Below are 26208 nucleotides of genomic sequence, written 5' to 3'. Positions count from 1 at the left end.
CGGATCAGGCGTTGATAAAGTAACACGCATGGTTTAACTTACTCGGAATTGGACCTGATGTGGCCCAGCCCACACCCCCTGAGGAGTTCCGATGACGAGAACGGCAAGGTACGTCGCGGCCTGCGCCTCCGCGGCCCTGCTGCTGACGGCGGCAGCCTGCGCGGACGGTACGACGCCGGCCGCGGACAGCGGTGGCGCGATCGACCAGAACGCCCCGGTGACGATCACCGTCGGCAACAAGCCCAAGCCGGACAAGCCGGCCGACGTCGCGTCGTTCGAGCGCAAGATCAAGGCGTTCACGGACAAGAACCCGAACATCACGATCAACGCCACCGAGACCGAGTGGGACGCGCAGACCTTCCAGGCCCAGGTGGCCGGCGGGTCGCTGCCGACCGTGATGAGCATCAGCTTCACCGAGCCGCTGAACATGATCCCGAACAAGCAGTTGCCGGACATCACCGACGAGCTCAAGCTGGTCGACCTGACCAAGGACCTGAACCCGCAGACGCTGAAGCTCGTCCAGGACGCCAACGGCCGGATCTACGGCGTACCCTTCGAGGCCTTCTCGGTCGGACTGGCCTACAACCGGGCCCTGTTCAAGCAGGCCGGACTGGACCCGGACAAGCCGCCGACGAGCTGGGACGAGGTCCGCCAGTACGCCAAGCAGATCCACGAAAAGACCGGCAAGGCCGGCTACGCGCAGCTGACCAAGGACAACACCGGCGGCTGGATGCTGACCACGATGACCTACAGCATGGGCGGCACCGTCCAGTCCGACGACGGCAAGAAGAGCACCTTCAACGACGCCCCGGCGAAGAAGGCGCTGCAGCTGCTCAAGGACATGCGCTGGACCGACAACACGATGGGCAGCAACTTCCTGTACAACCAGGAGGAGATCCGGCAGGACTTCGCGGCCGGCAAGATCGGCATGGTCATGCAGGCCTCGGACGCCTACGACATGTGCGTGAAGAACTTCGGGATGAAGCCGGCCGACTACGGCCACGGCGCGCTGCCGCAGGACGGCGGCCCGCACGGCACGCTGACCGGCGGCTCGATCAAGATGATCAACCCGAAGGCGTCCAAGAACGAGATCGTCGCGGCGCTGAAGTGGATCAAGGCCACCGAGTTCGACAAGTACACCAACGAGCAGCTCGCGGTCGAGGACGCCAAGACCGCGATCGCCGACAAGGGCTTCGTCGGCCGGCCGGGTGTGACGCCGCTGAGCCAGGAGACCTACGACCAGTACAACAAGTGGCGCGAGCCGTACAACAACGTGCCGGTCGCCCAGTTCGCGGGCTACATCGAGTCGACCAAGTCGCTCAAGCTGCTGCCCGAGCCGTCGAACAAGGGCCAGGAGGTCTACGCCCTGCTCGACCCGGTCGTGCAGCAGGTGCTGACCAAGAAGGACGCGGACATCGACAAACTGCTGACCGACGCCGCCTCGAAGATCGACGCCCGTCTGGCCCGGTAGCCCATGTCCCTGTCACTGCGATCCAACGCCCTGTCCCGCCGGAGTCTGCTGACCTGGTACCGCTCCGGCGGGCTGAGCGCCATCGTCTTCGCACTGCCCCTGGTGCTGGTCTTCCTGTACTTCTCCTGGGGCCCGATCGTGCGCGGCCTGGTGCTCAGCTTCCAGAAGAACAACCTGGTCACCACCCCCGAGTGGGTCGGGTGGTCGAACTTCAGCTACGTCCTGACCGACCCCCAGCTGCCGCAGGCCACGCTGAACACCCTGTACTTCGCGGCGCTGGCCCTGGTCTTCGGATTCCCGGTGCCGCTGTTCCTCGCGGTGTTCATCAGTGAGCTGCGCAGCACCGGCTGGCTCTACAACGTGCTGTCCTACCTGCCGGCGGTCGTCCCGCCGGTGGCCGCGATCCTGCTCTGGAAGTTCTTCTACGACCCGAGCGGGACCGGCGTCTTCAACACGATCCTCGGCTGGTTCGGCATCGATCCACTGTCCTGGCTGAACTCCCCGAGCCTGGCGATGCCGGCGATCGTGCTGGAGGCGACCTGGGCCGGCGCGGGCGCGACCGCGATCATCTACCTGGCCGCGCTCACCGGCGTCCGGACCGAGCTGTACGAGGCCGCCGAGCTCGACGGGGCCGGGATCTGGTCGCGGGTCTGGCACGTCACGCTGCCGCAGATCCGCGGAATCATCCTGATCATGATGCTGCTGCAGCTGATCGGGACGTTCCAGGTCTTCACCGAGCCGTTCCTGTTCACCGGTGGCGGTCCGGACAACGCGACCACCACGATCCTGCTGCTGATCTACCGCTACGCGTTCATCAACGGCGACTTCGGCGCCGCCACCGCGCTGAGCGTGCTGCTGGCCGGGGTGCTGTGCGTGCTGTCGGTCGTGTACCACTTCCTCACCCGCCGTTGGAGCACCACATGAGCCACGAACGCGGCATCATCTCCGTCGCGGACCGCAAGCGGACGCTGATCCGCTTCGGTCTGCCGACCGTCCAGGTCCTGCTGTTCATCGGTGTCGTGATCGCCGGTGTCGGACCGCTGCTGTGGCTGCTCAAGTCCGGGCTGTCGACCAGCCAGGACATCCTGCAGGGCCCGATGGAGCTGTGGCCGAGCGGGATCCAGTGGGCGAACGTGCCGAACGCCTGGACCAAGGTCCAGATCGGTTCGTACCTCGGCAACACCGCGATCATCGCGATCGGGTCGCTGCTGTCCACCCTGTTCGTCTGTACGACGGGCGCCTTCGTGCTCAGCGTGCTGCGCCCGAAGTGGGGGCCGGTCGTCACCGGCGCCGTACTGGCCACGCTGTTCCTGCCCGGTGTCATCTCGCTGGTCCCGCTCTACCTGACCATCCTGAAGATGCCGGTGCTCGGGGTGAACCTGCAGAACACCTTCTGGGCGGTCTGGCTGCCGCAGGCCGCGGGCGCGTTCAACATCCTGGTGATGAAGCGCTACTTCGACGCGATCCCGCGGGAGCTGATCGAGGCGGCCCGGATCGACGGCGCGAGCAACGTGCGGCTGTTCACCGCGCTGATCGTGCCGCTGTCCAAGCCGATCCTCGGCGTCGTCGCGTTGCTGACGGTGATCGGGTCGTGGAAGGACTACCTGTGGCCGCTGCTGGTGCTGCCCGACCCGCGGCTGCAGCCGATCTCGGTCGCGCTGCCGCGAGTCCAGGAGACCACGGAGATCTCGCTGCAGATGAGTGCATTGTTCCTGGCCGTTCTGGTACCGGTGGTGCTGTTCCTGGTGTTCCAGAAACAGTTCCTGAGAGGGGTCGGGATGTCCGGAGGGATCAAGGAATGAGCTCACCGCTGAACGGGCGCCGGGTGCTGGTGACGGGCGCGGCCGGAAGGATCGGGTCCGTCACCACCCGGCACCTGACCGAGCTGGGCGCGCTCGTCACCGCGCTCACGATCGTCGACGACCCGGAGCTGAAGGCCGACCGGGTCGTCGTCGGCGACACCCGGTCCGAGGACGACGTCGCCGACGCGCTGGCCGGGGTGGACCTGGTCGTCCACCTGGCCGCGCTGGCGCACCGCGACTCCGGTACGCCGTACGACGTCTACACCGGCAACGTGATCTCCACCTTCAACGTGCTCGCCCAGGCGGGCGCGCTGGGGATCAAGCGGGCCGTCGTGGCCAGCAGCATCAACGCGTACGGCGTACCGATGAACCATCACGACGTTCGGCCGGCGTACTTCCCGCTGGACGAGAAGATCCCGGCCGACGTCGACGACTGGTACTCGCTGTCCAAGCAGAACGACGAGAACACCGCCCGGATGGCCTGGCGGCACTGGGACATCGACGTGGTGTCGCTGCGGTTCCCGCACGTGAACAACGCCGAGGTGCTGCGCCGGCAGGCCGACGGGTTCCGGACGAACCCGTCCGCCGGAATGCGGGAAGGCTGGAGCTACCTCGACACCCGCGACGCGGCGTACGCGATCGAGCTCGGGCTGACCGCCGCGCTGACCGGGCAGCACACGCTGTTCGTCGCGGCCGGGACGACGAACGCGCCGTTCGCGACCGACGACCTGCTCGACGCGTTCGCGCCGGGCGTGCCGCGGCTGCGCCGGTTCGCCGGGCGCGAGGTGCCGATCGACCTGACCGCCGCCCGGACCGTGCTCGGCTTCCGGGCCCGGCACGAGCTGGACCTTCCGACCGACCGACTGGAGACCTGAATGCCGCAGGAGACGCTCGCCACCTTCGCCCAGCCCTGGCCGGTCCGCGACGACGTCAGGATCCGTTCCGTTCGCGCGATCGTGACGGCACCGCAGGGCATCCCGCTCGTGGTGGTCCGGATCGACACCACCGAGCCGGGCCTGTACGGGCTGGGCTGCGCGACGTTCACGCAGCGCTGGAAGGCGGTCCAGACCTTCGTCGACGAGCACCTCGCGCGGCTGCTGGTCGGGCGTTACCCAGGTGACATCGGCGATCTCACCCGGCTGGCCGGCTTCTCCGGTTACTGGCGTGGTGGTCCGGTGACGAACAACGCGATCTCCGGGATCGATCAAGCGCTGTGGGACATCGCCGGGAAGCGCGCTGGGATGCCGGTGTACGAGCTGCTCGGCGGCAAGGTCCGCGCGGCGGCCGACACCTACATCCATGCCAGTGGCATCAACATCGAGCAGTGTCTGGAGCACGCGAAGGAGCTGGTCGCGCAGGGCTGGCGGCACATCCGGCTGCAGGTCTCGACGCCCGGTGGTGGCGGGTACGGCGCGCCGCGGCTCGCGACGCTGTACCCGGACTCGCCGTACCACAACGGGTGGTCGGCACGGGACTACTTGCGTACGACGCCGGATCTGTTCGCGGCGGCGCGGCAGTCGTTGCCGGACAACATCGAGCTGCTGCACGACACGCACTCGCGGCTGACGCCGAAGGAAGCGGTGCTGCTGGCACGGGCGCTGGAGCCGTACCGGCTGTTCTTCCTGGAGGACGTGCTGGCGCCGGAGCACTGGGACCGGCTGCCGGAGGTGCGGGCGGCGTCGCCGGTGCCGTTGGCCGTCGGTGAGTTGACGACTTCGATGGGCGACGCCGTACGGCTGGTGCGTGACGGTGGGGTGGACTTCATCCGGTCGCACGTGTCGGACATCGGTGGATTGACGCCGGCGCGGAAGCTGGCTGATCTGGCCGAGCTGTGCGGGGTGAAGACGGCTTGGCACGGGCCTGGCGACACTTCGCCGATCGGTGCGGCGGCGAACGTTGCTCTGGACGTCAGCTCGGTGGCCTTCGGGATTCAGGAAGGGCACATCTACAACGACGCGACGTACGAGGTGTTTCCGGGGACGCTGCGGATCAAGGACGGGTGGCTGACGCCGAACGAGGCGCCCGGGTGGGGGATCGAGATCGACGAGGCGGCCGCGGCGCGGTACCCGGCGGAGCTGTCCGGGCACGACGAGTGGGCAGCGGGTGTGCGGCGGATCGACGGGGCGCTGGAAGCGCCGTGAAGTTCTCTGTGTTCACCGCGTCGACGCCGGAGTGGACGCCTGCGGAGGCGGCCAAGATCCTGGCCGCGCAGGGGTGGGACGGGATCGAGTGGCGGATCACCGACCAGGAGTCGTCAGGCAGTGGGTTCTGGTCGGGGAATCGGGCGACCTGGCCGTTGACCGGGCTCGAGGACAGCCTGGAGGAGATCGCTGCCGTCACTGCCGGTGCCGGGCTGGAGTACTCCGCGCTCGGTGGGTACGTGCCGCCGACGCGGCGGGCCGACGCCGAACGGATGCTCGCGGCAACGGCCGCGCTCGGCGCCGGGCGGGTCCGGATCGCCGGCCTGGCTGTCGAGCCGGGGCAGACGTACCGGGAGGCGTTCGCGGCCTGCCGGGAGCACTGGGTGTGGGTCGAGGAGACAGCGCGACGGTACGGCGTACAGGCGTTGGTCGAGCTCCATCATGCGACGCTGACGCCGAGCGCGTCGGCGGCCCGGCGGCTGCTCGACGGGCTCGACCCGGCGTACGTCGGGGTGATCCACGACGTGGGCAACCTGGTGATCGAGGGCTGGGAGGACCACGGGATCGACCTGCTCGGCGAGTACCTCGCGCACGTGCACGTGAAGAACTGCGCGTGGCACCTGGCCGCCGTGGAAAGCGACGGGACGCTGCGCTGGGAGCCGAAATGGGTACCGCTGCGCGAAGGCCGAGCGTCGCTGCCGGAATTGTTCACCCAGCTCGCTCGGGCCAACTACGACGGGTGGGTCACCGTCGAGGATTTCTCCACCGTGCTGCCATTGGCGGAAAGGACCGCGAACAATCTCGAATACCTCACCGCCGTCGCGCGAGCGGCGGGGTACGATCTGCGCTGATCGAGTGGGTCCGGGAAGAAAGAATTCGACACCGGCGGGGAAGAAAGTGACACAGGAGGTGGGCGATGGTCGCGCCTGACAGCGACTCGGCGGTCCTGGACGAACCGACCCGTTCGGGTGCGAACCAGTACGACCTGGGGTCCTTCAACGAGGCCGTGATCATCGAGACGATCCGGGTGGCCGGCATCATCAGCCGCACCGAGATCTCCCGGCGTACCGGGCTGACCCAGCAGTCGGTGTCGCGGATCCTGCGCGTGCTGCTGCAGCAGGGGCTGCTCGTCGAGGAGGCCCAGGAGCGTGCCGAACGCCTCGGCAAACCCCGTACGCCGGTGCGGCTGCGCTCCAACGCCGCCCACGCCGTCGGCATCCACATCGACCCCGAGCTGCTCACCGTCGCCGTCGTCGACCTCGACGGCACCATCGTGCGCCGCGAGACCGTCGACCTGGCCGCCGACCTCGAGGGCCAGCGGCTCGTCGACCTGGTCGCGGCGACCGTGACGGCGGCGATCAGCATCAGCCAGGTCGACACCGCGTCGCTGCTCGGCGTCGGCGTCGCCGTACCGGGGCCGATCAACGCCGACGGGACGCTGCTCGACCTGCCGCTGCAGCCTGCGTGGCGTGGGCTGGAGATCCGGCAGTTGCTGCAGCAGAAGCTGAACCACCCGGTGCTCGTCGAGAAGGACGGGTCGGCGGCCGCGATCGGCGAGCGGTGGATCGGGCGGTCGGCGCGGGCGCGGGACTTCGCTTACTTGTACCTCGGGACGGGTGTCGGGTCCGGGCTGATCCTGAACGGGTCGATCTACCGCGGGCTGACCGCGAACGCCGGCGAGTTCGGGCAACTGGCGGCGCTGCGGATGGGGGAGTGGGACGGTGAGGGCGGGCCGCGGATGATGGCCGAGTGCAACCCGACCGCGTCGCTGCCGGTGATCGCCGCCGGGTTCGGATATGTCGAGACCGACGCGTCCGCGACCGACGAGGCGAAACGCTACAAAGCGGTCTGCAAAGCCGCGGCCGACGGTGACCAGGCGGCCCGCAAAGCGGTCACCCAGGTGGCCGGGGTGATTGCCCAGGGTGCGGTCGGGCTGGTCGACCTGCTGGATATCGACCTGATCGTTCTCGGCGGTCCGGCGTACGAAAAGGAAATCGCGGCGACGCTGATTTCGGAAATCTCCTCCGCGGTGAATTCCTTCCCGATCGCGAAAGGCACCCGGACGGTCGCCGTCGAGGAGTCGATGCTGCAGACCGACGCCGCCGCGGTCGGCGCCGCGTCGACGATCTTCCACGACGCGTTCACCCCGCGGGTCGGTGGGTCGAGCCAGGCGCGCCGGCTGCCGAAGTAGGGTGCGCGGGTGGATTCCGCTGCCCTCACCGTGCCCCTGACCGATACCGTCGTACTCCGGGTGGTGCGGCCCGACGACGCCGCGTCGTTCGTCGAGGCCCAGGACCGATGCCGAGAGCAACTGGGCCCGTGGGAACCGGCGCGGGCGGAGTCCTGGTACGACGCCGGCTTCCACGCCGAGCGCTTCGCGGCGCTGCTGGAGAAGGACAACGTGGTCCCCTGGGTCCTGGTCGAGGACGACCAGGTGATCGGCACGGCCACGTTGTCGAACATCGTCCACGGCGCCTGGCGCAACGGCGACATCGGCTACTGGGTCGACGTCGCCCAAGCCGGCAAGGGCCTCGCCACGGCGGCCCTGAACGCGGTCTGCGCGCTGGCCGACGAGGTCCTGCTCCTGCACCGCATCGCCGCCAGCACCAACCACGACAACTACCGCTCCCAGCGCGTCCTGGAGAAATGCGGCTTCACCCAGTACGGCTTCGCCCCGAACTACCTGCACATCAATGGCGCCTGGCGCGACAGCAACCTGTACCAGCGCATCCTGAACGAGCGCGCGCCGGGCGAAGCGCCGAACTGACCCGCTCGCCCCGCCCCTGTGGGGCGGGGCGAGCGGAAGGCGGAGGATGAGGGCCGGCCGCCCCCGATCCGGCAGTTCGCCTCCGGCTCACGCCGCCGGTGGGCTCGTTCGCCTTCGGCTCACTTCGGCGGGAGGCCGATGCCTCGCGAGACCTCCACGTCGTCGTACCGGCCTTCCAGCACGTCCTCGAACTTGATCGGGCGCTGGAGGGTCGACGCGATGTAGACGGCGCGGACGGCGGCCAGGGCTTCGATGCCGTCCTGGATGGTGATGCCGGCCGAGGTGCCCGCGTCGATGGCGCCGAGGATGTCGGCGTACTGGCGGGTGTGGCCGTCGATGGACAGCTGCTGGACGCTGGCGTCGGAGGCGGACTGCTCGGCGACGGGGAGGTCTTCCTTCGCGCCGTCGGCGTTGAAGCGGCGGAGGACGTCGTCCTCTATCTCGGCGCCGCCTTCGGTGCCGTGGACGGCGATGCGGGTGCGGCCGCCGGGGTACGCCGCGGTGGTGGCGTGGAGGGTGGCTACGGCGCCGGACTCGAAGGTGAAGGTGGCGACGAGGGTGTCCTCGACTTCGATGGCGTGGTGGGCGGCGCGGATTGCCTGGGCCTGGATGGTGACCGGGCGGCCCATGAACCACAGGAGGAGGTCGAGGGTGTGGACGCCCTGGTTCATCAAGGCGCCGCCGCCGTCCTGGGCCCAGGTGCCGCGCCAGCCGGCGGAGGCGTAGTACTCGTCGCTGCGCCACCAGGCGACTGTTGCGGTGGCCGAGGTGAGCGTGCCGAAGCGGCCGGCGCGGATCGCTTCCGCGACGATCGCGCTGCCGGGGTCGAAGCGGTGCTGGCTGATCACCGAGCACACCACTCCGTGGCTCGCCGCTCGCGTTGCCGCCGCGCCGAGGCGGCGGCCCTTGGCGAGGTCGACGTCGAGCGGCTTCTCGACGACCACATGCAGTTTGTGCTCGAGCGCCTTCTCCGCGACGGCGGCGTGCGTGCCGCTGGGCACGCACACCGCCACCAGCGAGATGTCCGACCCGGCGACGGCCGCGTCCAGGTCGCCGTACACCTTCGGCTCGGGCTGCCCGGCCTCGGTGAGGCGGGTGGCCAGGGCCTTGGCCGCGGCCGGGTCCACGTCCACCAGGGCGGTGACCGTGGCGTCGGGCCGGGCCGCGACGGTGTCGGCGTGGGTGCGTCCGATGATGCCGCAGCCCACGATCGCGACCTGGTGCGGCGTCGTCGAGTCAGCCATCTCGCTCCTTGCTGCTATTCGGTGGTGAAGTGCGCGGTCAGGATCTGGTCCGCGCTGACGGTGAAGGTGTACGACGCATCGGTCGAGACCACCTCACCATCGACGGTCCAGTTCTGGAAAACGTTATCCGATGCGGGCGCCGCCGTCACGGTCACCTGCGCGCCGACCTCGTAGGTGCCCGGCTCGGACTCGTTGCCTGCGATCTTCACCGTCCCGTTCCCGTCGGCCGCGACCGACACGGCCCGCTGGACCACGTTGATCACCATCACGTTGTGCAACGTGACCGGCCCGGTGCTGGTGGCGCCGTTGTAGCGGGCGAGGTTGGTCGCCTCGACGTCACCCTCGACCACCTTCACCGTGTACCCGTCGGTCCCGAGGTTGTCGGTGCCGAGGTTGTAGGCGTCGACCTGCCCGCTGTTGACGACCAGCCCGTCGTGGAACCCGTACGCGAACACGTTGAACAAGGTCAGCCCGGTCGCGCCGTCGACGGTGACGATCTTGGCCTGCTTGCGCATGTACTTGTCGATCACCAGCTCGAAGATGCTGCCCTCGTTCATCCAGTACGGCTGCTGGTAGCCGATCCGGGTGACCGCGTTGCCGTTCGACAGCACGCCCTCGATCCGCCCGCCGGCGCTCCGGCCGACCGCGATCGCGTGGTCGAAGAACGCCCCGGCGACCTTCCGGACCACGAAGTGGTCGTTGCGGTACGTCGTGAAGTCGATCCCGTTCCAGGCGTTCGGGAAGCCGGCGTTGATCACGTAGGTGTGGCTGCCCTTGCCGCGGACGGCGTACGGGTAGGCGACGATCCCCTCGGGCGTGCCCGGGTTCTGCTCGGGGTAGAAGACGCGCAGCCCGCGGACGCCGGCCTTGCTGCCGTTCAGCGTGACGAGCGCGGTCGCGGTGTCGGGTGCGGTGGTGCCGCGACCCTCGAACGCGTGCAACACGGTTCCGCCCGACGACCCGCCCTGGTCGCGGTTCGGTACGGCGGACGCGCCGCGCAGCTCGACGTTGGCGGGGACGCTGAGGTGGGTGCTGATCCGGTACCAGCCCGCGGGCAGGTACACGATGCCGCCACCGCTGCGCCCGGCCTTGTCGAGCGCCTTCTGCACGGCCTTGGTCGCGTCAGCGCTCGGGAGGTAACCGACGCCGTGCGGCGCGTCGACGACCGTCAGGCTCCTGCGCGCCGGAGCGGGCAGCGGCTGCTGCGTGTACGTCGGCGCTGCGCCGGACATCTGGTGGATGATCCCGGAGAGCGCTCCCTGGGTTTCCGTCCCGGTGATCTTCACGTAGCCCCGCGAGTTGTTCTGGATCGCCTGAGCGCTGCCTTCCACATGTCCACCGGCCAGCGTCATGCCCCACCGGTCGTCCATCACGTCGACCAGCACGCCGGTCCCCGTACGCCGGATGTCCGGCTCCAGGAAGCTCCCGGTGAACTGCGCGCGCTGCCCGGCGACCACGTGGATCCCGACCTTGTAGTCGGAGAGCGCGATCTTGTGGAACTGGTCCCACTCGAGGTCACCGAGGACCAGCCCGGTGCCGTTGGCACGGGTCCAGGCATCGAGGGCGCCGCGGGCCGGGGGCTTGAACGCGGCCGGGGCCTGCGCCCAGTAGCTGTTGCTGAAGGCCACGTTCTCCCAGGTGCCGACGTCGGCGCCGTTGTAGGCGCGGGCGCCCTCGAAGAGAGCGGTTCCCCGGATGTTCCGGATCGTGCTGGACTCGTGCACCTGGCCGGAGCTCGGCGCGTTGCCGCGGTCGTTCGGCATCGTGCTGATCCCGATCCCGCGGTACGAGTTGAGCAGGGTGACGTCCTGGACGGTCGCCATCATGTAGTTCTCGTTCCCGATCCAGGCGCCGCCGGGGATCTCGACCGTGTAGTTGTACGGGACCGGCTGGGTTGCGCTCTGCCGCGGGTACCAGGTGGTCACGCCGATCACGCCGGCCGAGCCGCCGACCCGGAAGAGACTCGGTCCTTCGTCGCCCGGCGCGAGGTCGGCGATCACGACGGTGCCGTAGTCGAGGTGCTTGGTCTTCGTCTGGTCGGGGTCGCGGCGGTCGCCGCGCAGGGTGCAGAACGAGTGCACCTCGAGGGTGTCCTTGACCAGGTACTTGCCCGGCGGCAGCCAGACCGTGCCGCCGCCCGCGTCCTGACACGCGTAGAGCGCTCTCTGAATGCTCTTGGTCGAGTCCGAGCGCCCGCTGCGGTCGGCGCCGTACCGGGTGGCGTCGAAGTCGGCGACCACGCCGTCCTCGGTCGGGTTCACGGTCTGGACCAGCTTCGGCTGCGGTACGACGACCGGCGACTCGCGCACCTGCAGCTCCTCGACGACGTACGCCGGAGAGCCGGAGAGCGCGACCCGGACGTACCGGGCCTTCACCGTCGCGAAGCGCGTCTTGCTGAACTGGTTCGCGCCCGGCGACCCGGTCCGGCCTACTGTCGTGAACCGCCGCCCGTCGTTCGAGACCTGGACGGTGTAGTCGGGGGAGTAGGCCTGCGCCCACTCGACACGGACGTCGTTGACGTTGCGCGGTTTGAGCAGGTCGAGCTGCAGCCAGGCGTCGCCGTCGGCGCTCGTCCACGCGGTCTGGTGGTTGCCGTCATTCACGTTGGCCGCGCCGGTGCCGTCGCTGGCGGTCGCCGTACCGGAGCCGGCGAAGTTGGTGTCGACGACCGACGCAGTGAACGCGTCGAGCTTGGTCTGCAGACTCTGCAGCGCGGCCTTGACCTGTACGTCGGTGACGGCCGGCGTCGCGGCGACCGCGCGAGCGTCGTCGATCGCGGCGAGTAGCGTCGCCCGGCTGCCGGTCGGGTATTGCCCGTCGCGACCGCCTTCCCGCGCCGCCTTGTGCACGCGCGCCGCCTCGTCGATCAGGTCGTTCAGGCCCTCGGTCACGTCGAGCGCCCCGGCGACCTTCGCGACCCGCACGGCCGCGACCTTCAGGTCGACCGCGCCGTCACCGATGTGGATCCGGAAGTCGCCACCGTTCGACCGGTTCGTCATCACCGCGTCCGGCAGCGCGAACGTGTGCGTCTTCCAGGTCTTCGAGTCGCCGCACGTGATCACCTCGGAGCCCTTGAACTTCTCCGGGATGGTCTCACCGGGGGAGTCGTAGTGCAGCCCGAACTGCCCGTTGCCCTCGTCGAAGTAGTCGATGCTGACCAGCACCAGCCCACGGTTGTCGTACAGGTAGGTGTCGGAGACGTTCATGTAGAAGAAGTTCGTCCCCGGCGCGGGCGCGGTCCGGTCGGTCTGCCAGTACGGGCGCCCGTCCTGTACGCCGGTCTTCAGGTTCTCCGGGCGGTCCCCTGCGCGCGCCGAGATCCCGCTCTCCAGCGGCGCCGCGCCGAGCGCGACGCTCGCACCCGCCGTACTGATCCGCAGTCCAGCGACGGTGATGTCGGCGCTGCCGGACAGCCGCAGGTCCGCGCCGCCGAGGCGGTCGGCGAACTCGATGTCGGCGAGCGCGAAGGTGCCGGTCTGCCACTGGCCGGTGTTCTTCAGCGTGACGTCCTCGGCGCTGGTCTCGGGGCCGGCCGCGGCGTCGTACTTCAGCTGCAGCGTCCCGGTGCCCGAGTCGAGATAGGTGACCGTGACGACCACGTCGTCGGTCGGAAGCTCGTCGACGTAGTCGCGGTCGACGTCGAAGGAGAACCAGTCGGTCCCGGCGGCCTGGTTGGTGCGCCAGTACGTGCGGCCCTGCTCGGTCCCGGTCTGCAGACCGGCCGGGTCGGCACCCGCGGCGGGCGCGACGCCGAGCGTCGTCGGGGTGGCGCCGAGGTCGGCGCCGACACCGCTCGGGTACATCGTGGCGGCCGCGGCCGGCGCTGTGCTCAGCGCTCCGGCCAGCAGCGTCGCGGGCAGCAGCCCCGCGAGCAGACGTCGTCGTACGGTCATCAGGGGACCTCCAGGTGGCGGGCCGGAGTAGAGGTTCTGAAAGTTAAACCATGCGTGTTACTTATTCAAGAGCTGGTTCGGCCGCTCGGCTGGATAGGCTTCCGGGGTGAGTGAGCCTGGGGTACGGCAGTGGCTGGAGCAGACGGCGTGGCCGCTGACGGGTGTCGAGGCCGGGTCGTCGTACGACGACCTGGAGCCGTTGCGGGAGGTGCTGGCCGACGTCCGGCTGGTCGGGCTCGGCGAGTCCACGCACGGGACGCGCGAGTTCTTCCAGCTCAAGCACCGGCTGCTGGAGTTCCTGGTCACCGAGCTCGGGTACCGCGCGCTGGTGATGGAAGCCAGCGAGTCGGCCGCACTCGCCGTCGACGCCTATGTGCAGGGCGGCCCGGGCGACGCGCCGACAGTGGTCAGCGACCTCGGGTTCTGGACCTGGCGGACCGAAGAGATCGTCGCCATGGTCCAGTGGATGCGCAAGTACAACGCGGACAAACCCGTCGACGAGCAGATCCGGTTCATCGGGGTCGACCCGCAGAAGTGCTCGGCGGCGCTGCGCGTGATCCGGACCTACCTGGAGCTGAGCGCCCCGGAGCGGCTGGAGCTGTTCGACGAGGGGATCGCGGCCGAGGTCGACGCCGGCCCGGGCGCCAAGCCGGACCCGAAGCGCGCGCTGGTCCGGGAGTGCGAGGCGCTGGCCGGATTCCTGGCCAAGCACGACGCGCCGGACGACGTACTGGTCGCGGCCGAGCAGCTCGTCCGGGCGGCCGACGTGGTCTGCGCGTCGAAGGAGCACAAGGACGCCGGCGCGACGACGTTCGCCGTCCGGGACCGCGCGATGGCCGACGCGGTGAGCGCGTTCCTGCACGGGAACGAGATCAAGGCCGTGCTCTGGGCGCACAACGGGCACCTGGCCGCCTGCCGGCAGTCACCGGAGCTGCGGCCGATGGGCCAGTACCTGCGCGAGCGGTACGGATCGGCGTACTACGCGGTGGCGCTGCTGGGCGGCTCCGGTGCGTTCCGCGCCCGGCGGATCTGGCCGGGGCCGTGGCAGGGCGACCTGGACGGACCGGTCGAGGTGAACAAGCTGGAGCGCGGCGGCTTCAGCTCGCTGGAAGGCCTGCTGGAGGCGGCCAACCCGCGCGACCACTTCCTCGACCTGCGCATCGTCGCCGAGGCTCCGGCCGAGATCAAGAACTGGCTGGAGGAGCCGCAGATGTTCCGCAGCTTCGGGGCGTTCGTGCAGCGCTGGACCTACAAGTACCAGTTCGCGCCGACGCTGCTGCCGAAGGAGTACGACGGACTGGCCTACGTGACGACGACCAGCCCGTCGCGGCCGCTCTGATCAGGCGACGCCGACGAGCTCGCGCTCCTCGAGCTGCGCGAGCAGGTCGAAGAAGTACGGCGTGGCGTCGGCCAGGCGGAGCAGGCCGGCCTCGTGGCCGGTCCAGCCGAAGAGCAGCTCGCCGTCGATGACGCGCTCGGTCAGCGGTACGGCGTACGCGCTGAGCGTGACGCGGTCCGGGCCGGTCTGCGGGTGGTGGTCGCCGCAGCCGCACTCGGTCGGGATCGCGATCGTGGTCAGCGCGGTCGCGGCGTACTGGCGCAGGCGGAGCGTGCGGCCGCGGGCGGTGAACTGGGCGATTGTTGCGTCAGGCAACTGAACCAGGAGCTCGACCGGGACGGCGTGGGCGCCCGGGAGCAGCCGGAGGCCACGGGACGCGAGGAGGTCGGCGAGAGTGCTGAGCTGCATGTGCGGAATCCTGTGAGTGCTGGTGTCGGCGGGCGGGCCTGGAGATGGACAGGGCCTCGCGCGCCTCAGACGGCGCGCGTCAGCGACAACAACAGCAACAACACAGCGAGATACGCATGCGGACGATCATGGCAGAGCTTGCGCGATCGGCCAAACACCGACCGCGATCTGAGACGACTGTCCGTGAACGGACGGTCAGTCGGCTTTCTTCCCGAACATGATCTCGTCCCAGCTCGGCACGCTCGCCCGCTTGGAACCACGGCGGGCGGGCTTCTTCTTGGGCTCGGGGGCAGGCTCGGTCGCCGGCTGCTCCTCGGTGGAAGCTGCCGGAGCGTCGGGTTCGGAGACAGAAGGTTCCGGAGTGGGCTGCTGCTCAGGCCTCGGCTCGGGAGCCGGTTGCTGAGGAGCGCTGGGCTGCGGGCTCAACTCCTGCGGGGCCCGCTGCTCCGGCGCCTGCTGCTGCGGGGCCGACTCCTGCGGTGTAGGCAGTGTCGGTTGACTGACGCGGTTCTCCTGAGCGCCTCGACGCGGGTCGAAGGGCTTGGGAATGGCAGGCCGCTGCAGTTCCGGGTGCCGCGGGTCGGTGGTCTTGGGTTCGTCATCAAGCTCTGGGTGCCGAGGGTCGGAAGCAGGAGCCTCCGCAGGCTGACGCACCTCAGGCGGCGGCGTACGCCGCTCGGTGAAACGGTTCTCCGGCGCAGCAGCGCGCTCCTCCGGGGGAGCGGTCTCCGCCGGCGGCGGCGTCGGGCGCTCCACCGCGCGCACCGTCGGGCGGAGCGCCGGCGGCGGCTCCAGCGGCACGTTGATCAGCGTCGGCTCTTCGTCCGGGCTCGGGACCGAGTGCACCCGGCGCGGGCCGCGGTCGTTGTCGCGGCCGGTGAAGCTCTCCCGCGCGTACGGCCGGACCGGCTGCTGCGGCTCGCGCACCGGCTGCTGGATCGGCGGCTGCGGGTCGCGCCCGAAGTCGCGGTCGATGTCCTGACCGAAGTCCCGCGGGTTGTTGTCCCGCGCGTACTGCTGGCGAGCGCGCGTCAGGTTCACCGTGTCCTCGAACCCGGCGGCCTCGTAGCTGTCCGCGCCATGGTCCGGCGCCAGCGACAGGTCGATGTCCGCGACCGCGGTCAGCCGCCGCTCGGGCTGCTGCGGCGGCAGCACCTGCGCCTGCTCGCCGACCAGCCAGCGCGCCTCGTCGTCGTCCGGTACGGCGTACCGCCCCGGGGCGTCGTAGGCGAACATGGCGACCTTCTCGTCCTCGTCCGCGACCGGGTACGACACGCGAACGGCCCAGCGGCCGTCCTCGCGCCGCCAAGCGTCCCACTCGGCGGCACCGGGGTCCACGCCACGGATCCGCAGCCGCTCGGTCACCCAGGCGCCGAGGTTGCGGGTCGGCGCGTCGCCGCCACCGCGGCGGCGGACCGAGGCCCGCTGGGCGAGGTTGGCCACGTGGTCGCGCTCGGCCAGGACGGGGCCGGCGAAGGCCAGCACCCGTTCCATCGGCATCTGCGCGACCGCCGCGACCGCTTCGACACTTTCGCCCGCGCGGATACGAGCCTGGATGTCTCGTGGGCGCAGCGCGCTCTCCATTTGAATCTCCAGCTGGCCGAGTCGGGCACGGTCGCCGCGCAGGGCCGCACGCAACCGGTCGTCGACCGGGACGGCGAACTCCTCACCCGTCTCGGCCACGGCCAGGACGAGCTTGGTGCCGTCCTGGCTCAGACCGACGAGCCTCGCCTCGCGCATTGCCTATGTTCTCCTGTGCGGTTCTCGACAGTCTCTCCCGTGACGTGCTGCCTGACCAAGACCGGCGCGCCGTGCCGGGCGGTCATTGTGGAGGTTACGTCACGAAATCACATCTTGCCTGCTCAGCAGGGTCCTTCTGGTCACACCAGTCACACTAGTCACAACCCGTTGTGATCAGCCGACCGGGTACGCCGTCCGGACCGCGAGCGCCCGGTTCAGGTCGTCGACGCGGTCACCCACCGAGCGCCGGATCCCGGCCGAGACGGACTCGTCGGCCACCAGCCCGGCCGCCAGCTCGGCGGTCGCCGCGTCCACGGCGTACGCCGGGAACGCGAGCATCGCCGAGCGGGCCACGACCCAGCCCGAGCGCAGCTTCTCGGTGCCGCCGATCTCGGCGAAGAAGCGGGCGACGTACGGCGCGGTCAGCTCGGACTGTCCCGGGTGCCAGAAGCCCTCGGCCACCGCGTACAGCTCGTAGTTCGACAGGTCGGCGTCGGTGATCAGCTGCGCCCAGGCGCGCTCCTTGGCCGCGGCCGTCGGCAGCGCCGCGCGGCAACGGGTCGCGTGCACGACACCCTCCGAGGAGGTGTCGCGGCCCAGCTCGGCGTCGATGCCGGCGTCGTCGATCGCGCCGAGCCGCGCGAGCTGCAGCGTGATCAGCCAGCGCAGGTCCGCGTCGACGGTGATCCCGTCCGGCACGCCGGTCCCGGCCAGCCACCCGCGCAGCAGGTCGGCGTCGGCCGTCGTACGGATCGTGGCGCGCAGCACCATCAGCTGGACGCTGCTGCCGGCCTCGACCGTGCCGAGCCGCTCGGTCAGTACGGCGGACAGCCGCGCCCGGTACTCCTCGTACGGCAGCGTGACGCCCATCAGGTGCGTCTGCACCCAGGCCACCATCGACCCGACCGCGATGTCGCTGGTCTCGGTCGGCAGCGTCGCCACGACCGCCTCGAACCCGGTCCGCGGGTCGAGCTCGGCGTCGTTGGTCGCGTCGCGCAGGCTGTTCAGCACGACCGCGCGGGTGACACCGTCCTCGATCTGCGGCAGCACGGCAGCCAGGTGCTCCAGCGAGCCGGCGTCGAGGCGGATCTTGGCCCAGGTGTCGTCGGCGCAGTCGGGCACGATCACGACCGCGCCGGTCAGGTCGAGCTCGACGGTGACCTCGTCGGCGTCGAGCAGCACCGGCGCCGAGGCGACCAGCTGCCCGTCGGCGTCGTACGCGCCGATCGTGAACTTGTGCGGCCGGTCGGCCGGGTACTGCGCGGGCGCGGCCCGGCGCAGCACGACGCCGCCGTCGGTTCGCTCGGCGCTGATCGTGTCCAGCCCGGGCGTCCGCAGCCAGGCCTGCGCCCAGGCCTCGAGCCCGACCGCGCCGGCGTCGGTCCACTTCGCGACCAGGTCGGCGAAGGTCGCGTTGCCGAACTCGGCGGCCTCGATATGCGCGCGGACACCGGCCAGGAACACGTCGTCACCCAGGTACGCCGCCAGCTGCTTGAGCACCGCGGCACCCTTGGCGTACGAGATCCCGTCGAAGTCGTCGAGCGACGCGGCGGCGTCCTTGCCCGGGTCGGCGGCGACCGGGTGCGTCGAGGTGCGCTGGTCGGCCTGCAGGCCCCACCAGCGGCGGATGAACGCGAAGTCGATCCAGTTGTCGGTGTACTTGGTCGCCTTGGTCGCGACCCGGTGCGCCATGTACTCGGCGAACGACTCGTTCAGCCACAGGTCGTTCCACCACTTCATCGTGACGGTGTCACCGAACCACTGGTGGGCCATCTCGTGCACGATCGTCCGGGCCCGGTTCGAGCGCTCGGAGTCGGTCGCGGCGGAGCGGAAGACCATCGAGTCGCGGAACGTCACGCAGCCCGGGTTCTCCATCGCGCCGGCGTTGAACTCCGGGACGAAGGCCTGGTGGTACTCGCCGAACGGGTAGCGGTAGCCGAACAGGGCGTGGAACTCGTCGAAGGCCTGCTTGGTGACCTCGAAGATGTCGGCGGCCTCGCGGTCCAGCGCGTCCTTCAGGGACTGCCGGGCCACGACACCGAGCGGGATGCCGTCGTGCTCGTCGAGCAGCTGGTGGTACGGACCGGCGACCAGCGTCACGAAGTACGTCGACAGCGGCTTGGTCTCGGCCAGCTCCCAGCGGCCGGGGGAGACCTGCTTGGCGGCGCCGTTGCCGAGGACGACCCACTCGGCCGGCGCGGTGACCGTCATCCGGTACGGCGCCTTCAGGTCGGGCTGGTCGAAGCAGGCGAAGATCCGCGGGGCGGCCTCGAGGAACGACATCGCGTACAGGTAGACCAGGCCGTCGGCCGCGTCGACGCTGCGGTGCAGGCCCTCGCCGTCGTTGGAGTAGAGCATCGTCGCCTCGACGACCAGCTCGTTGTCCGTGCCGAGCCCGGTCAGCTCCAGCCGCCCGTCGGACAGCCCGGCGACGTCGACCGCGGCGCCGTTCAGCGTCACCTTGAGCAGCGCGTCGGGCCGGACGTCCAGCCACGTGCTGTCGCTGGTCGCGCCGAACGCGATCCGGGTCGTCGACCCGAACACGCGGTCGCCGCGGGTCAGGTCGAGATCGACGTCGTAGCTGTGGACGGTGAGTGCGGCGGCCCGGGTGAGGGCGCCGTCGACTGTGAGACTCGGCATGTCGGCACTCTATGCGGCCGACCCCAGCGGCATCGAGAGGGTTTGACCATGACAAAGTTTTGCCCATGAGCGAGATGGAGTACCGCCAGCTGGGTGACTCCGGCCTGACCGTCAGCGTGGTCGGGCTGGGCTGCAACAACTTCGGGGGCCGGATCGACGCCGAGCAGGCCCGGGCGGTGGTGACCGCGGCGGTCGACGCCGGGATCACGCTGTTCGACACCGCCGACGTCTACCGCGGCGAGCTCGGTTTCAGCGAGCAGATCCTCGGCGACGCGCTCGGGTCGCGCCGCGACGAGGTGGTGATCGCCACCAAGTTCGGTGGTGACATGAAGGGCGAGAACGGCCCGGACTGGGGCGTCCGCGGCTCGCGGAGGTACATCCGCAAGGCGGTCGAGGCGAGCCTGCGCCGGCTCGGCACCGACTGGATCGACCTCTACCAGCTGCACGTCCCGGACCCGGTCACCCCGATCGAGGAGACCCTGGCCGCGCTCACCGAACTCGTTGCCGAGGGCAAGGTCCGGTACGTCGGCAGCTCGCAGTTCGCGGCCTGGCAGGTCGTCGACGCCGACTGGGCCGCCCGCACCGGCGGCACCGAGCACTTCATCAGCGCGCAGAACAAGTACTCGCTGCTGGACCGCGACGTCGAGGACGAGCTGGTCCCGGCCTGCGAGCACCTCGGGATCGGGATCCTGCCGTACTTCCCGCTGGAGTCGGGCCTGCTGACCGGCAAGTACAAGCGCGGCGCCGGCGCGCCCGAGGGCACCCGCCTGGCCAAGATGCCGGAGCGGCTGGCCCGCGCCGACTTCGACAAGATCGAGGCACTGGAGACGTTCGCGGCCGAGCGCGACCTGACCCTGCTCGACGTCGCGATCGGCGGCCTGGCCGCGCAGCCCGCGGTCGGTTCGGTGATCGCCGGCGCGACCCGCCCGGAGCAGATCGCGCAGAACGTCGCCGCGGGTCTGTGGGAGCCGACGCTCGACGACCTGGCTGTCCTGGACGAGCTGACGTGACCCTGATTCTGCTTCCGCCGTCGGAAGGCAAGACCGGTCGAGCGCGCGGCCGTGCGCTCGACCTCGACTCGTTGTCGTTCCCTGAGCTGAACCCGACCCGCGAGCTGGTGCTCGACACACTTGCGAAGGTGTCGGCGTCGAGCGACGCGTTCGGCGTACTGGGGGTCGGGCCGTCGCTGGCGCACGAGGTCGAGCGGAACATCCACTGGCGCACCGAGCCCGCCGTACCGGCGTCCGAGCTGTACTCCGGCGTCCTGTACGACGCGCTCGGGTACGCCACGCTCTCGCCCGGCTCGAAGCGCCGCGCGAACAGTCGGCTGCTGGTCGTGTCGGGGGCGTGGGGTGCGCTGCGGATGAGCGACCGCGTACCGCCGTACCGGCTGTCGATGGGGACGTCGCTACCCGGGCTCGGGCAGCTCGCGTCGGTGTGGCGCGACCCGCTGCGGGCGACGCTCGACGCGGCCGTCGGCAAGAGCGTGATCGTCGACTGCCGTTCGTCGACGTACGCCGCGGCCTGGCGTCCGTCCGACGAGCTCGCGGCCAAGTGGGTCGCGGTGTCGGTGGTCCGCGAACGCGGCGGCGTCCGCTCGGTGGTGTCGCACAACGCGAAGCACACCCGCGGTCAGGTCGCGCGCTACCTGCTGGAGTCCGGCAAGGACCCCGGTACGCCGAAGGCGCTGCAGAAGCTGATCGGCGAGCAGTGGCACGCGGAGCTGGACCGGACCGGCGCCGGCTGGACGCTGACGGTCGTCGAGCACGACTGATTCACCGACGCTTCACCGCCAGGTGGTTTCCGGGAGGCGGTGGCCGGGGAAGGCTTGTGGACAGCTCGTCAGGGGGGATCCGCCCAACCCTCGGAGGACCTGACCGATGCGACGCAAGACCGTCTTCGCCACCGCGGTGGCCACCACCTGGATCGTCGGCGCGGGAACCGCGCTCGCCTACCCGCCCGACCCGCCCCCGGCCGGTACGGCGCAGACGCAGCTCGCGTCGCTGACCGTGAAGACCGAGGGCTCCACCTCGGGCTACAGCCGCGACCTGTTCCCGCACTGGATCACGGTGTCGGGCACCTGCGACACCCGCGACGAGGTGCTGAAGCGCGACGGCACCGGCGTCACCGTCGACGCGCAGTGCGAACCGACCGCCGGCCGCTGGTACAGCGTGTACGACGCGACGTACGTCGAGGACGACTCCGCGATCGACATCGACCACATCGTGCCGCTGGCCGAGGCGTGGAAGTCGGGCGCGAACGCGTGGACGACGGCGAAGCGGCAGCAGTTCGCGAACGACCGCAGCATCGCGCAGCTGATCGCGGTGTCGGCGTCGAGCAACCGGTCGAAGGGTGACCGGGACCCGTCGGAGTGGAAGCCGACGAACACGAACGTGCACTGCATCTACGCGCGGGAGTGGATCTGGGTGAAGTACACCTACAAGCTGTCGCTGCAGGCGGCGGAGAAGACCGCGCTGCAGCAGATGCTCGCTGCCTGTTAACTCTCCGGGTCCAGCAGTTGGCGCCGCTGCGCGTGGATGCCGGCCTGGAAACGGGTCCGGGCGCCGAGCGTCTCCATCAGCTCGGCGACCCGGCGCCCGACCGTGCGGCTGCTCAGCGCGAGCTGCCGGGCGATCGCGTCGTCCTTGAAGCCGGCCGCGAGCAGCGTCATCAGCCGCGCGTCGAGCGGGTCGCGGACGGCCGGCGCCATCGGTGCCGCCTGGTCCCAGAGCAGCCGGAACATCTCGATCAGCGCGTCGAGCAAGGCACACGGATGGACGACGAGCGCGCTGTCGACGAGTGCGTCGACCGACAGCGGAAGCAGCGCCGCCGTCGTGTCGAAGATCGCGAGCTTCATCGGGACCTGCGGGTGCACCCTCGAGGTCTCGCCGGCGTCGGCGGCGCTGTACGCCTCGTCGACACCGCCGACCTCGAGCGAGTCGGGGGAGTAGATCCCGCGCACGGTCACGCCGGCGCTCAGCAGCCCGCGCACCTTGTCGTCCGACTGCTCCACACCCGACGCGTACGGCGGCCGGTCGAGCACCAGCAGCTGGTCCTTGGTCTGGTTCAGCAGCTGCGCGAACCGGGCCGCGATCGCCTCCTGCCCGACGATCACCTCGACCAGGTTGTCCGGCCGGTGCTGCTCCTGCGCGCGCAGCTCCGACAGCAGCTCACGGGCCTCGGCACGGACCCGGTCGAGCTCTGCCCGGCGTACGGCGACCAGGGCGTCGACCGCGACGTCGGGGCGGGTCGGGAGCAGCCGCGACGGCTCGTCCGACGTACGGGTGAGCAGGCCGAGCTCCTCGAGCCTGAGGACGGTAGCGTTGAGGTCGTCGGGGGAGCGGCCGAGCCGGTGTGCCAGGTCGTCGAGGCAGCATCCTGGCAGCGCCAGGAGCGCCCGGTAGGCGGCTTCGTCCTCCGCGGAGACTCCCACGGACTCGAGCATGTGACCTCCTGACCACTAGTGGACATGTCCGGCATCCGACACGCTATCTCGTAGCCCGGACCACCCTGGATTCGATACCACAGGGGAGTGTCCCGCCTCACCCTGATCGCCGCCGTGCTCGCCGCTGGTCTCCCCTGGACCGCGACCGCGGCGGTGGTCCCCACGGCCGGCGCCGTCCCGCCGGCCGGCGGGGAGCCCTCCGCGCCCGCCGTCACACTGCTGACCGGGGACCGAGTCGTGGTCACCGGGTCGGACGTCACGATCGACCCGAAGGTTGCCGGAACCTCATTCTCGGTCCGTCGCGACGGTGGGCGGGTGACGGTGATTCCGTCCACCGTCAGCGAGCTCGTTCCGTCGGTGCTCGACCCGGAGCTGTTCGACGTCACCGGGCTGGTCGCGATGGGGTACGACGACGCACGCCGTGGGGACCTGCCGGTGATCACGACGTCGCCGGGGATCGGGCTGGGGTCCTCGCGCCGGCTGACCAGCCTCGGGATGACGGCGGGCACGGTCGCCAAGGGGAGCCTGCCGTCGCTGCGGGCCGGCGCGGGCAAGATCTGGCTCGATCGCAAGCTCGGTGCCGGCTCGATCGCCTCACCCTCGACCTCAGCTTCAGGTCCGGATCCGTACCTGAATCAGACGCAGGCACCGGCGGCCTGGGCGCGCGGTCTCGACGGGCGTGGGGTGAAGGTCGCGGTGCTCGACACCGGAGTGGACTCGGGTCATCCGGCGCTGTCCGTCGCCGAGTCCTCGGACTTCACCGCGAGTACTAGCGCCGAGGACGACAACGGGCACGGTACGCACGTGGCCTCGCTCATCGCGGGCAACGGCGCGGGCTCGGACGGCGCCCGCCGGGGGATCGCTCCGGCGGCGGAGTTGATCTCCGGGAAGGTGCTCGCGGCCGACGGGTTCGGGCAGGAGTCGTGGGTGATCGCCGGGATGGAGTGGGCGGTGGCCAGGGGCGCTGACCTGGTCAACCTCAGCCTCAGCTCGACCCCTGGCGAGGGCGACGACCTGGTCTCCGCAGCACTCGACCGGCTGACCGCCTCGTCCGGGACGCTCTTCGTCGCGGCCGCCGGAAACCGCGGCAACTTCGGCGCGACGCCGTACACGATCGGCAGTCCCGGGATCGCCGCTTCGGCGCTCACCGTGGGCGCGGTGGATGCGGCCGGCCGCCAGGCGAACTTCTCGAGCGAGGGCCCGACCAAGGGCACCTACCGGTTGAAGCCCGATCTCGCGGCACCCGGTGTCGACATCCCCGGCGCGCGAGCCGGTGCCCGCGACGGCGACCTCTACGTCCCGATGACCGGTACGTCGCAGGCCACCCCGCTCGTCACCGGCGCCGCCGCCTTGCTGCTGCAGGAGGACCCCGGCAGGACGTGGCAGCAACTCAAGTCCGCCGTCGTCGCCTCGACCTCCCCGGCGGGTGCCGGGTGGACCGTCGGCAACGGCCAGCTCGACCTCGCCCACCAGTCCCCGCTGTCCACCGACCTCACGTCGCTCGACTTCGGCTACCTGCGCCACCCGGACAAGCAGCCGCGCACCCGGGCGGTCACCGTCACCAACGCCGGGCCGACCCCCATCACCCTCCCAATCACCGACGTCGAACGCACACCCACCTCCAGCACCGCCCCACCCGGCGCCGTCACGGCCAGCCCCGCGAGCCTCACCGTCCCGGCCCACGGCTCGGCCACGACCGAGATCACCGTCGACCCCGCACAGCTCCCGGACGACCGCTGGGAAGGCACGGTCTCCCTCGGCCCCCTCCGCCTCGCCCTCGGCCTGTACGACGAACCGCCGCGCTACGACCTCACCGTCAAGGTCCTCACCCGCGACGGCACCCCGTACGCCGGCGGCAAGGTCACGGCGTTCGACTACGAAGCCGGCAACTCGCTCAACCTGACCCTCGACGCCAACGGCACCGCGCGGGCCCGGCTCGCCCCCGGTCGCTGGAGCCTGCTCTCAGCCGTGACGACCGGCTCGTCGTTCGCGCTGGCCGGGACGGCCGAGCTGGCGATCACCGGCGACACGTCGTACGTGATCGACGCCCGCAAGGCGGAGGTCCTCCGGGCGCCGGCAGTCGAAGGCCGCTCGACCCGGATGACGGAGTCGGCGATCAGTGTGTCGCGGCACTCGACCTCCCGCGGGCTGAGCGACTTCTGGTTCTTCACCCCCGAGCAGATCGCGGCGGGCGCGGTCTTCGTCCAGCCGACCGCACGCCTCACCGGCGCCGGCTCGTTCGAGGCCTCCAACCGATGGCGCCTGGAGCCGGCCGCGGGCGACGTCGCGGCGTACGAGTTGCTGCTGGTGAACGACCACTTCCCGTTGCCGCGGAAGCTGACGCGTCAGGACGTGGCGCGGATGGCTCGGGTGGAGAACACGTTCGGCACGTTGTCCGGCGCGGGTCCGCAGGTCGTGACCCGCGCGTGGGCGACGAAGGAGTCGCGGGTCGGCTGGGTGAGTCGGCGCCCGGTGCAGGTTCCCTCGCGACAGATCGACCTGCTCACCGCCGATCCCGGCGCGCTGTGGAACCAGTGCCTGACCGCCGCGACCGCGATCGACCTGTGCGACCGCGAGAACCTCCCGTTCCCGTCCGGAGCGCGCGTCGACCGGAGCTTCGCGCTCACCCCGCACCCGACGGTCTTCAACGCCTCGCACTCGCAGACCTCGATGTTCGTCGACATCGGCCTCGGCGACGCCTTCCACCGCGGCAAACCGCCGGCCTCGGCGTACCGGGAACGCCGGATCGCGCTCTCTCGGGACGGAACGCCGATCGGCTCCGCGGCGGCCGGGTCGGCGTACTTCCCGGTCCCGCGCGAAGCGGCGCGCTTCCGGCTGGAGCAGAGCTGGACGCTCGACCCCGCGGTGGTCCCGATCGGGGGCCAGGCGTCGACGATCTGGAACTACACGTCGGCGGCTCCCGACCCGACGAAGGCGACTGGCGTACCGCCCGCGCTGCTGCAGATCGGGTACGACGCAAGCGTCGACGGTTTCGGCAGAGCTGCCGCGTGGCGGCCATTGACGATCGATCTGCTCGTCGATCACCTCACCGGATCGACCGCGTCCCGGGTCACCGGCGCGAAGCTCTGGTACTCCACCGATCAGGGCCGGCGCTGGACGCCGGCGCTCGTCGTACCGGTCGGTGGGAAGTACACCGCACTGGTCCCGCCGTGGGCCGTGCTGCCGGGTAAAACGTTGTCACTTCGAGCTGTTGCGAGCGACGCGGCCGGTGGCAGCATCGACCAGACCGTGCTGAACGCGATCCCGGTCACCTGACCGCCGGGCGCGGGGGACCGGGCCGGGGACGCCTGGTCAAGC

19 protein-coding genes are annotated in these 26208 nt (G+C 70.4%); 13 read left to right on the top strand and 6 right to left on the bottom strand.

What is annotated here, in order from left to right; translation table 11 throughout:
- Positions 1-91: 91 nt before the first annotated feature.
- From AB0M01_RS35430 to AB0M01_RS35395, 8 genes are all read left to right on the top strand, one after another.
- Complete coding sequence (locus tag AB0M01_RS35430) at positions 92-1471, top strand: extracellular solute-binding protein (protein ID WP_363676875.1); 1380 nt, start codon at positions 92-94, stop codon at positions 1469-1471.
- Positions 1472-1474: 3 nt separating this feature from the next.
- Positions 1475-2395, top strand: coding sequence for a sugar ABC transporter permease (locus AB0M01_RS35425; protein ID WP_363676874.1), 921 nt, complete (start codon positions 1475-1477; stop codon positions 2393-2395).
- Positions 2392-3273 carry a carbohydrate ABC transporter permease gene (locus AB0M01_RS35420; protein ID WP_363676873.1) on the top strand — a complete coding sequence of 294 codons (882 nt, stop codon included), beginning with the start codon at positions 2392-2394 and terminating at the stop codon, positions 3271-3273. The genes AB0M01_RS35425 and AB0M01_RS35420 overlap by 4 nt, the downstream gene beginning before the upstream one ends.
- Complete coding sequence (locus AB0M01_RS35415; RefSeq protein ID WP_363676872.1) at positions 3270-4148, top strand: NAD(P)-dependent oxidoreductase; 879 nt, start codon at positions 3270-3272, stop codon at positions 4146-4148. Before AB0M01_RS35420 ends, AB0M01_RS35415 begins: the two co-directional genes overlap by 4 nt.
- Positions 4149-5414, top strand: coding sequence for an enolase C-terminal domain-like protein (locus AB0M01_RS35410; protein ID WP_363676871.1), 1266 nt, complete (start codon positions 4149-4151; stop codon positions 5412-5414).
- On the top strand, positions 5411-6265 hold the full coding sequence (locus AB0M01_RS35405) for a TIM barrel protein (protein WP_363676870.1): 855 nt from the start codon (positions 5411-5413) through the stop codon (positions 6263-6265). Before AB0M01_RS35410 ends, AB0M01_RS35405 begins: the two co-directional genes overlap by 4 nt.
- Positions 6266-6330: 65 nt before the next feature.
- The gene (locus AB0M01_RS35400) at positions 6331-7605 is read left to right on the top strand and encodes an ROK family transcriptional regulator (RefSeq protein ID WP_363676869.1); all 1275 of its coding nucleotides are present in this window, start codon (positions 6331-6333) and stop codon (positions 7603-7605) included.
- A gap of 9 nt (positions 7606-7614) precedes the next feature.
- Positions 7615-8181: a GNAT family protein gene (locus AB0M01_RS35395; protein WP_363676868.1), complete on the top strand. Its 567-nt coding sequence runs from the start codon at positions 7615-7617 to the stop codon at positions 8179-8181.
- Positions 8182-8300: 119 nt separating this feature from the next.
- On the opposite strand, the gene AB0M01_RS35390 is transcribed toward AB0M01_RS35395, so the two are convergent.
- Positions 8301-9425 (bottom strand): Gfo/Idh/MocA family oxidoreductase, encoded by a 1125-nt coding sequence (locus tag AB0M01_RS35390; RefSeq protein WP_363676867.1) that lies wholly within the window; start codon positions 9423-9425, stop codon positions 8301-8303.
- Positions 9426-9439: 14 nt separating this feature from the next.
- Entirely contained in the window at positions 9440-13318 is a 3879-nt protein-coding gene (locus tag AB0M01_RS35385; RefSeq protein ID WP_363676866.1) for a glycosyl hydrolase family 28-related protein, read from the bottom strand.
- A 106-nt stretch (positions 13319-13424) separates the two neighbouring features.
- Here AB0M01_RS35385 and AB0M01_RS35380 point away from each other — a divergent pair, with 106 nt between their 5' ends.
- Positions 13425-14657 carry an erythromycin esterase family protein gene (locus tag AB0M01_RS35380; protein ID WP_363676865.1) on the top strand — a complete coding sequence of 411 codons (1233 nt, stop codon included), beginning with the start codon at positions 13425-13427 and terminating at the stop codon, positions 14655-14657.
- On the opposite strand, the gene AB0M01_RS35375 is transcribed toward AB0M01_RS35380, so the two are convergent.
- From AB0M01_RS35375 to pepN, 3 genes are all read right to left on the bottom strand, one after another.
- Complete coding sequence (locus AB0M01_RS35375; RefSeq protein WP_363676864.1) at positions 14658-15065, bottom strand: hypothetical protein; 408 nt, start codon at positions 15063-15065, stop codon at positions 14658-14660.
- Positions 15066-15260: 195 nt separating this feature from the next.
- Complete coding sequence (gene sepH / locus AB0M01_RS35370) at positions 15261-16805, bottom strand: septation protein SepH (protein WP_363676863.1); 1545 nt, start codon at positions 16803-16805, stop codon at positions 15261-15263.
- 174 nt (positions 16806-16979) lie between these two features.
- Positions 16980-19445, bottom strand: coding sequence for an aminopeptidase N (gene pepN, locus AB0M01_RS35365; protein ID WP_363676862.1), 2466 nt, complete (start codon positions 19443-19445; stop codon positions 16980-16982).
- A gap of 65 nt (positions 19446-19510) precedes the next feature.
- Between pepN and AB0M01_RS35360 the strand changes: the two genes are divergently transcribed.
- From AB0M01_RS35360 to AB0M01_RS35350, 3 genes are all read left to right on the top strand, one after another.
- Positions 19511-20455, top strand: a complete 945-nt coding sequence (locus AB0M01_RS35360) for an aldo/keto reductase (RefSeq protein ID WP_363676861.1) — start codon at positions 19511-19513, stop codon at positions 20453-20455.
- Positions 20452-21219 carry a peroxide stress protein YaaA gene (locus AB0M01_RS35355; RefSeq protein ID WP_363676860.1) on the top strand — a complete coding sequence of 256 codons (768 nt, stop codon included), beginning with the start codon at positions 20452-20454 and terminating at the stop codon, positions 21217-21219. The genes AB0M01_RS35360 and AB0M01_RS35355 overlap by 4 nt, the downstream gene beginning before the upstream one ends.
- Before the next feature lie 106 nt (positions 21220-21325).
- Positions 21326-21946, top strand: a complete 621-nt coding sequence (locus AB0M01_RS35350; protein ID WP_363676859.1) for an HNH endonuclease family protein — start codon at positions 21326-21328, stop codon at positions 21944-21946.
- On the opposite strand, the gene AB0M01_RS35345 is transcribed toward AB0M01_RS35350, so the two are convergent.
- Positions 21943-22890, bottom strand: a complete 948-nt coding sequence (locus tag AB0M01_RS35345; protein ID WP_363676858.1) for a LuxR C-terminal-related transcriptional regulator — start codon at positions 22888-22890, stop codon at positions 21943-21945. The two genes, AB0M01_RS35350 and AB0M01_RS35345, sit on opposite strands and share 4 nt — an antisense overlap.
- An 87-nt stretch (positions 22891-22977) precedes the next feature.
- On the opposite strand from AB0M01_RS35345, the gene AB0M01_RS35340 reads away from it, so the two are divergent.
- A complete protein-coding gene (locus tag AB0M01_RS35340; RefSeq protein ID WP_363676857.1) occupies positions 22978-26166 on the top strand; it encodes a S8 family serine peptidase in 3189 nt (1062 codons plus the stop codon).
- Positions 26167-26208: the final 42 nt, after the last annotated feature.

It is taken from the genome of Kribbella sp. NPDC051770, from assembly GCF_040681455.1.
Taxonomy (GTDB): Bacteria; Actinomycetota; Actinomycetes; order Propionibacteriales; family Kribbellaceae; genus Kribbella.
Note: the sequence above shows the minus strand (reverse complement) of the source record. Positions and strands in the feature narration are given on the sequence as shown.

Bases quoted from the DNA above. Each gene is read 5' to 3' on its own strand.
- AB0M01_RS35430 (WP_363676875.1), top strand. From the start codon at position 92: ATGACGAGAACGGCAAGGTACGTCGCGGCCTGCGCCTCCGCGGCCCTG.
- AB0M01_RS35425 (WP_363676874.1), top strand. From the start codon at position 1,475: ATGTCCCTGTCACTGCGATCCAACGCCCTGTCCCGCCGGAGTCTGCTG.
- AB0M01_RS35420 (WP_363676873.1), top strand. From the start codon at position 2,392: ATGAGCCACGAACGCGGCATCATCTCCGTCGCGGACCGCAAGCGGACG.
- AB0M01_RS35415 (WP_363676872.1), top strand. From the start codon at position 3,270: ATGAGCTCACCGCTGAACGGGCGCCGGGTGCTGGTGACGGGCGCGGCC.
- AB0M01_RS35410 (WP_363676871.1), top strand. From the start codon at position 4,149: ATGCCGCAGGAGACGCTCGCCACCTTCGCCCAGCCCTGGCCGGTCCGC.
- AB0M01_RS35400 (WP_363676869.1), top strand. From the start codon at position 6,331: ATGGTCGCGCCTGACAGCGACTCGGCGGTCCTGGACGAACCGACCCGT.
- AB0M01_RS35390 (WP_363676867.1), bottom strand. From the start codon at position 9,425: ATGGCTGACTCGACGACGCCGCACCAGGTCGCGATCGTGGGCTGCGGC.
- AB0M01_RS35385 (WP_363676866.1), bottom strand. From the start codon at position 13,318: ATGACCGTACGACGACGTCTGCTCGCGGGGCTGCTGCCCGCGACGCTG.
- AB0M01_RS35375 (WP_363676864.1), bottom strand. From the start codon at position 15,065: ATGCAGCTCAGCACTCTCGCCGACCTCCTCGCGTCCCGTGGCCTCCGG.
- sepH (WP_363676863.1), bottom strand. From the start codon at position 16,805: ATGCGCGAGGCGAGGCTCGTCGGTCTGAGCCAGGACGGCACCAAGCTC.
- pepN (WP_363676862.1), bottom strand. From the start codon at position 19,445: ATGCCGAGTCTCACAGTCGACGGCGCCCTCACCCGGGCCGCCGCACTC.
- AB0M01_RS35360 (WP_363676861.1), top strand. From the start codon at position 19,511: ATGAGCGAGATGGAGTACCGCCAGCTGGGTGACTCCGGCCTGACCGTC.
- AB0M01_RS35350 (WP_363676859.1), top strand. From the start codon at position 21,326: ATGCGACGCAAGACCGTCTTCGCCACCGCGGTGGCCACCACCTGGATC.
- AB0M01_RS35345 (WP_363676858.1), bottom strand. From the start codon at position 22,890: ATGCTCGAGTCCGTGGGAGTCTCCGCGGAGGACGAAGCCGCCTACCGG.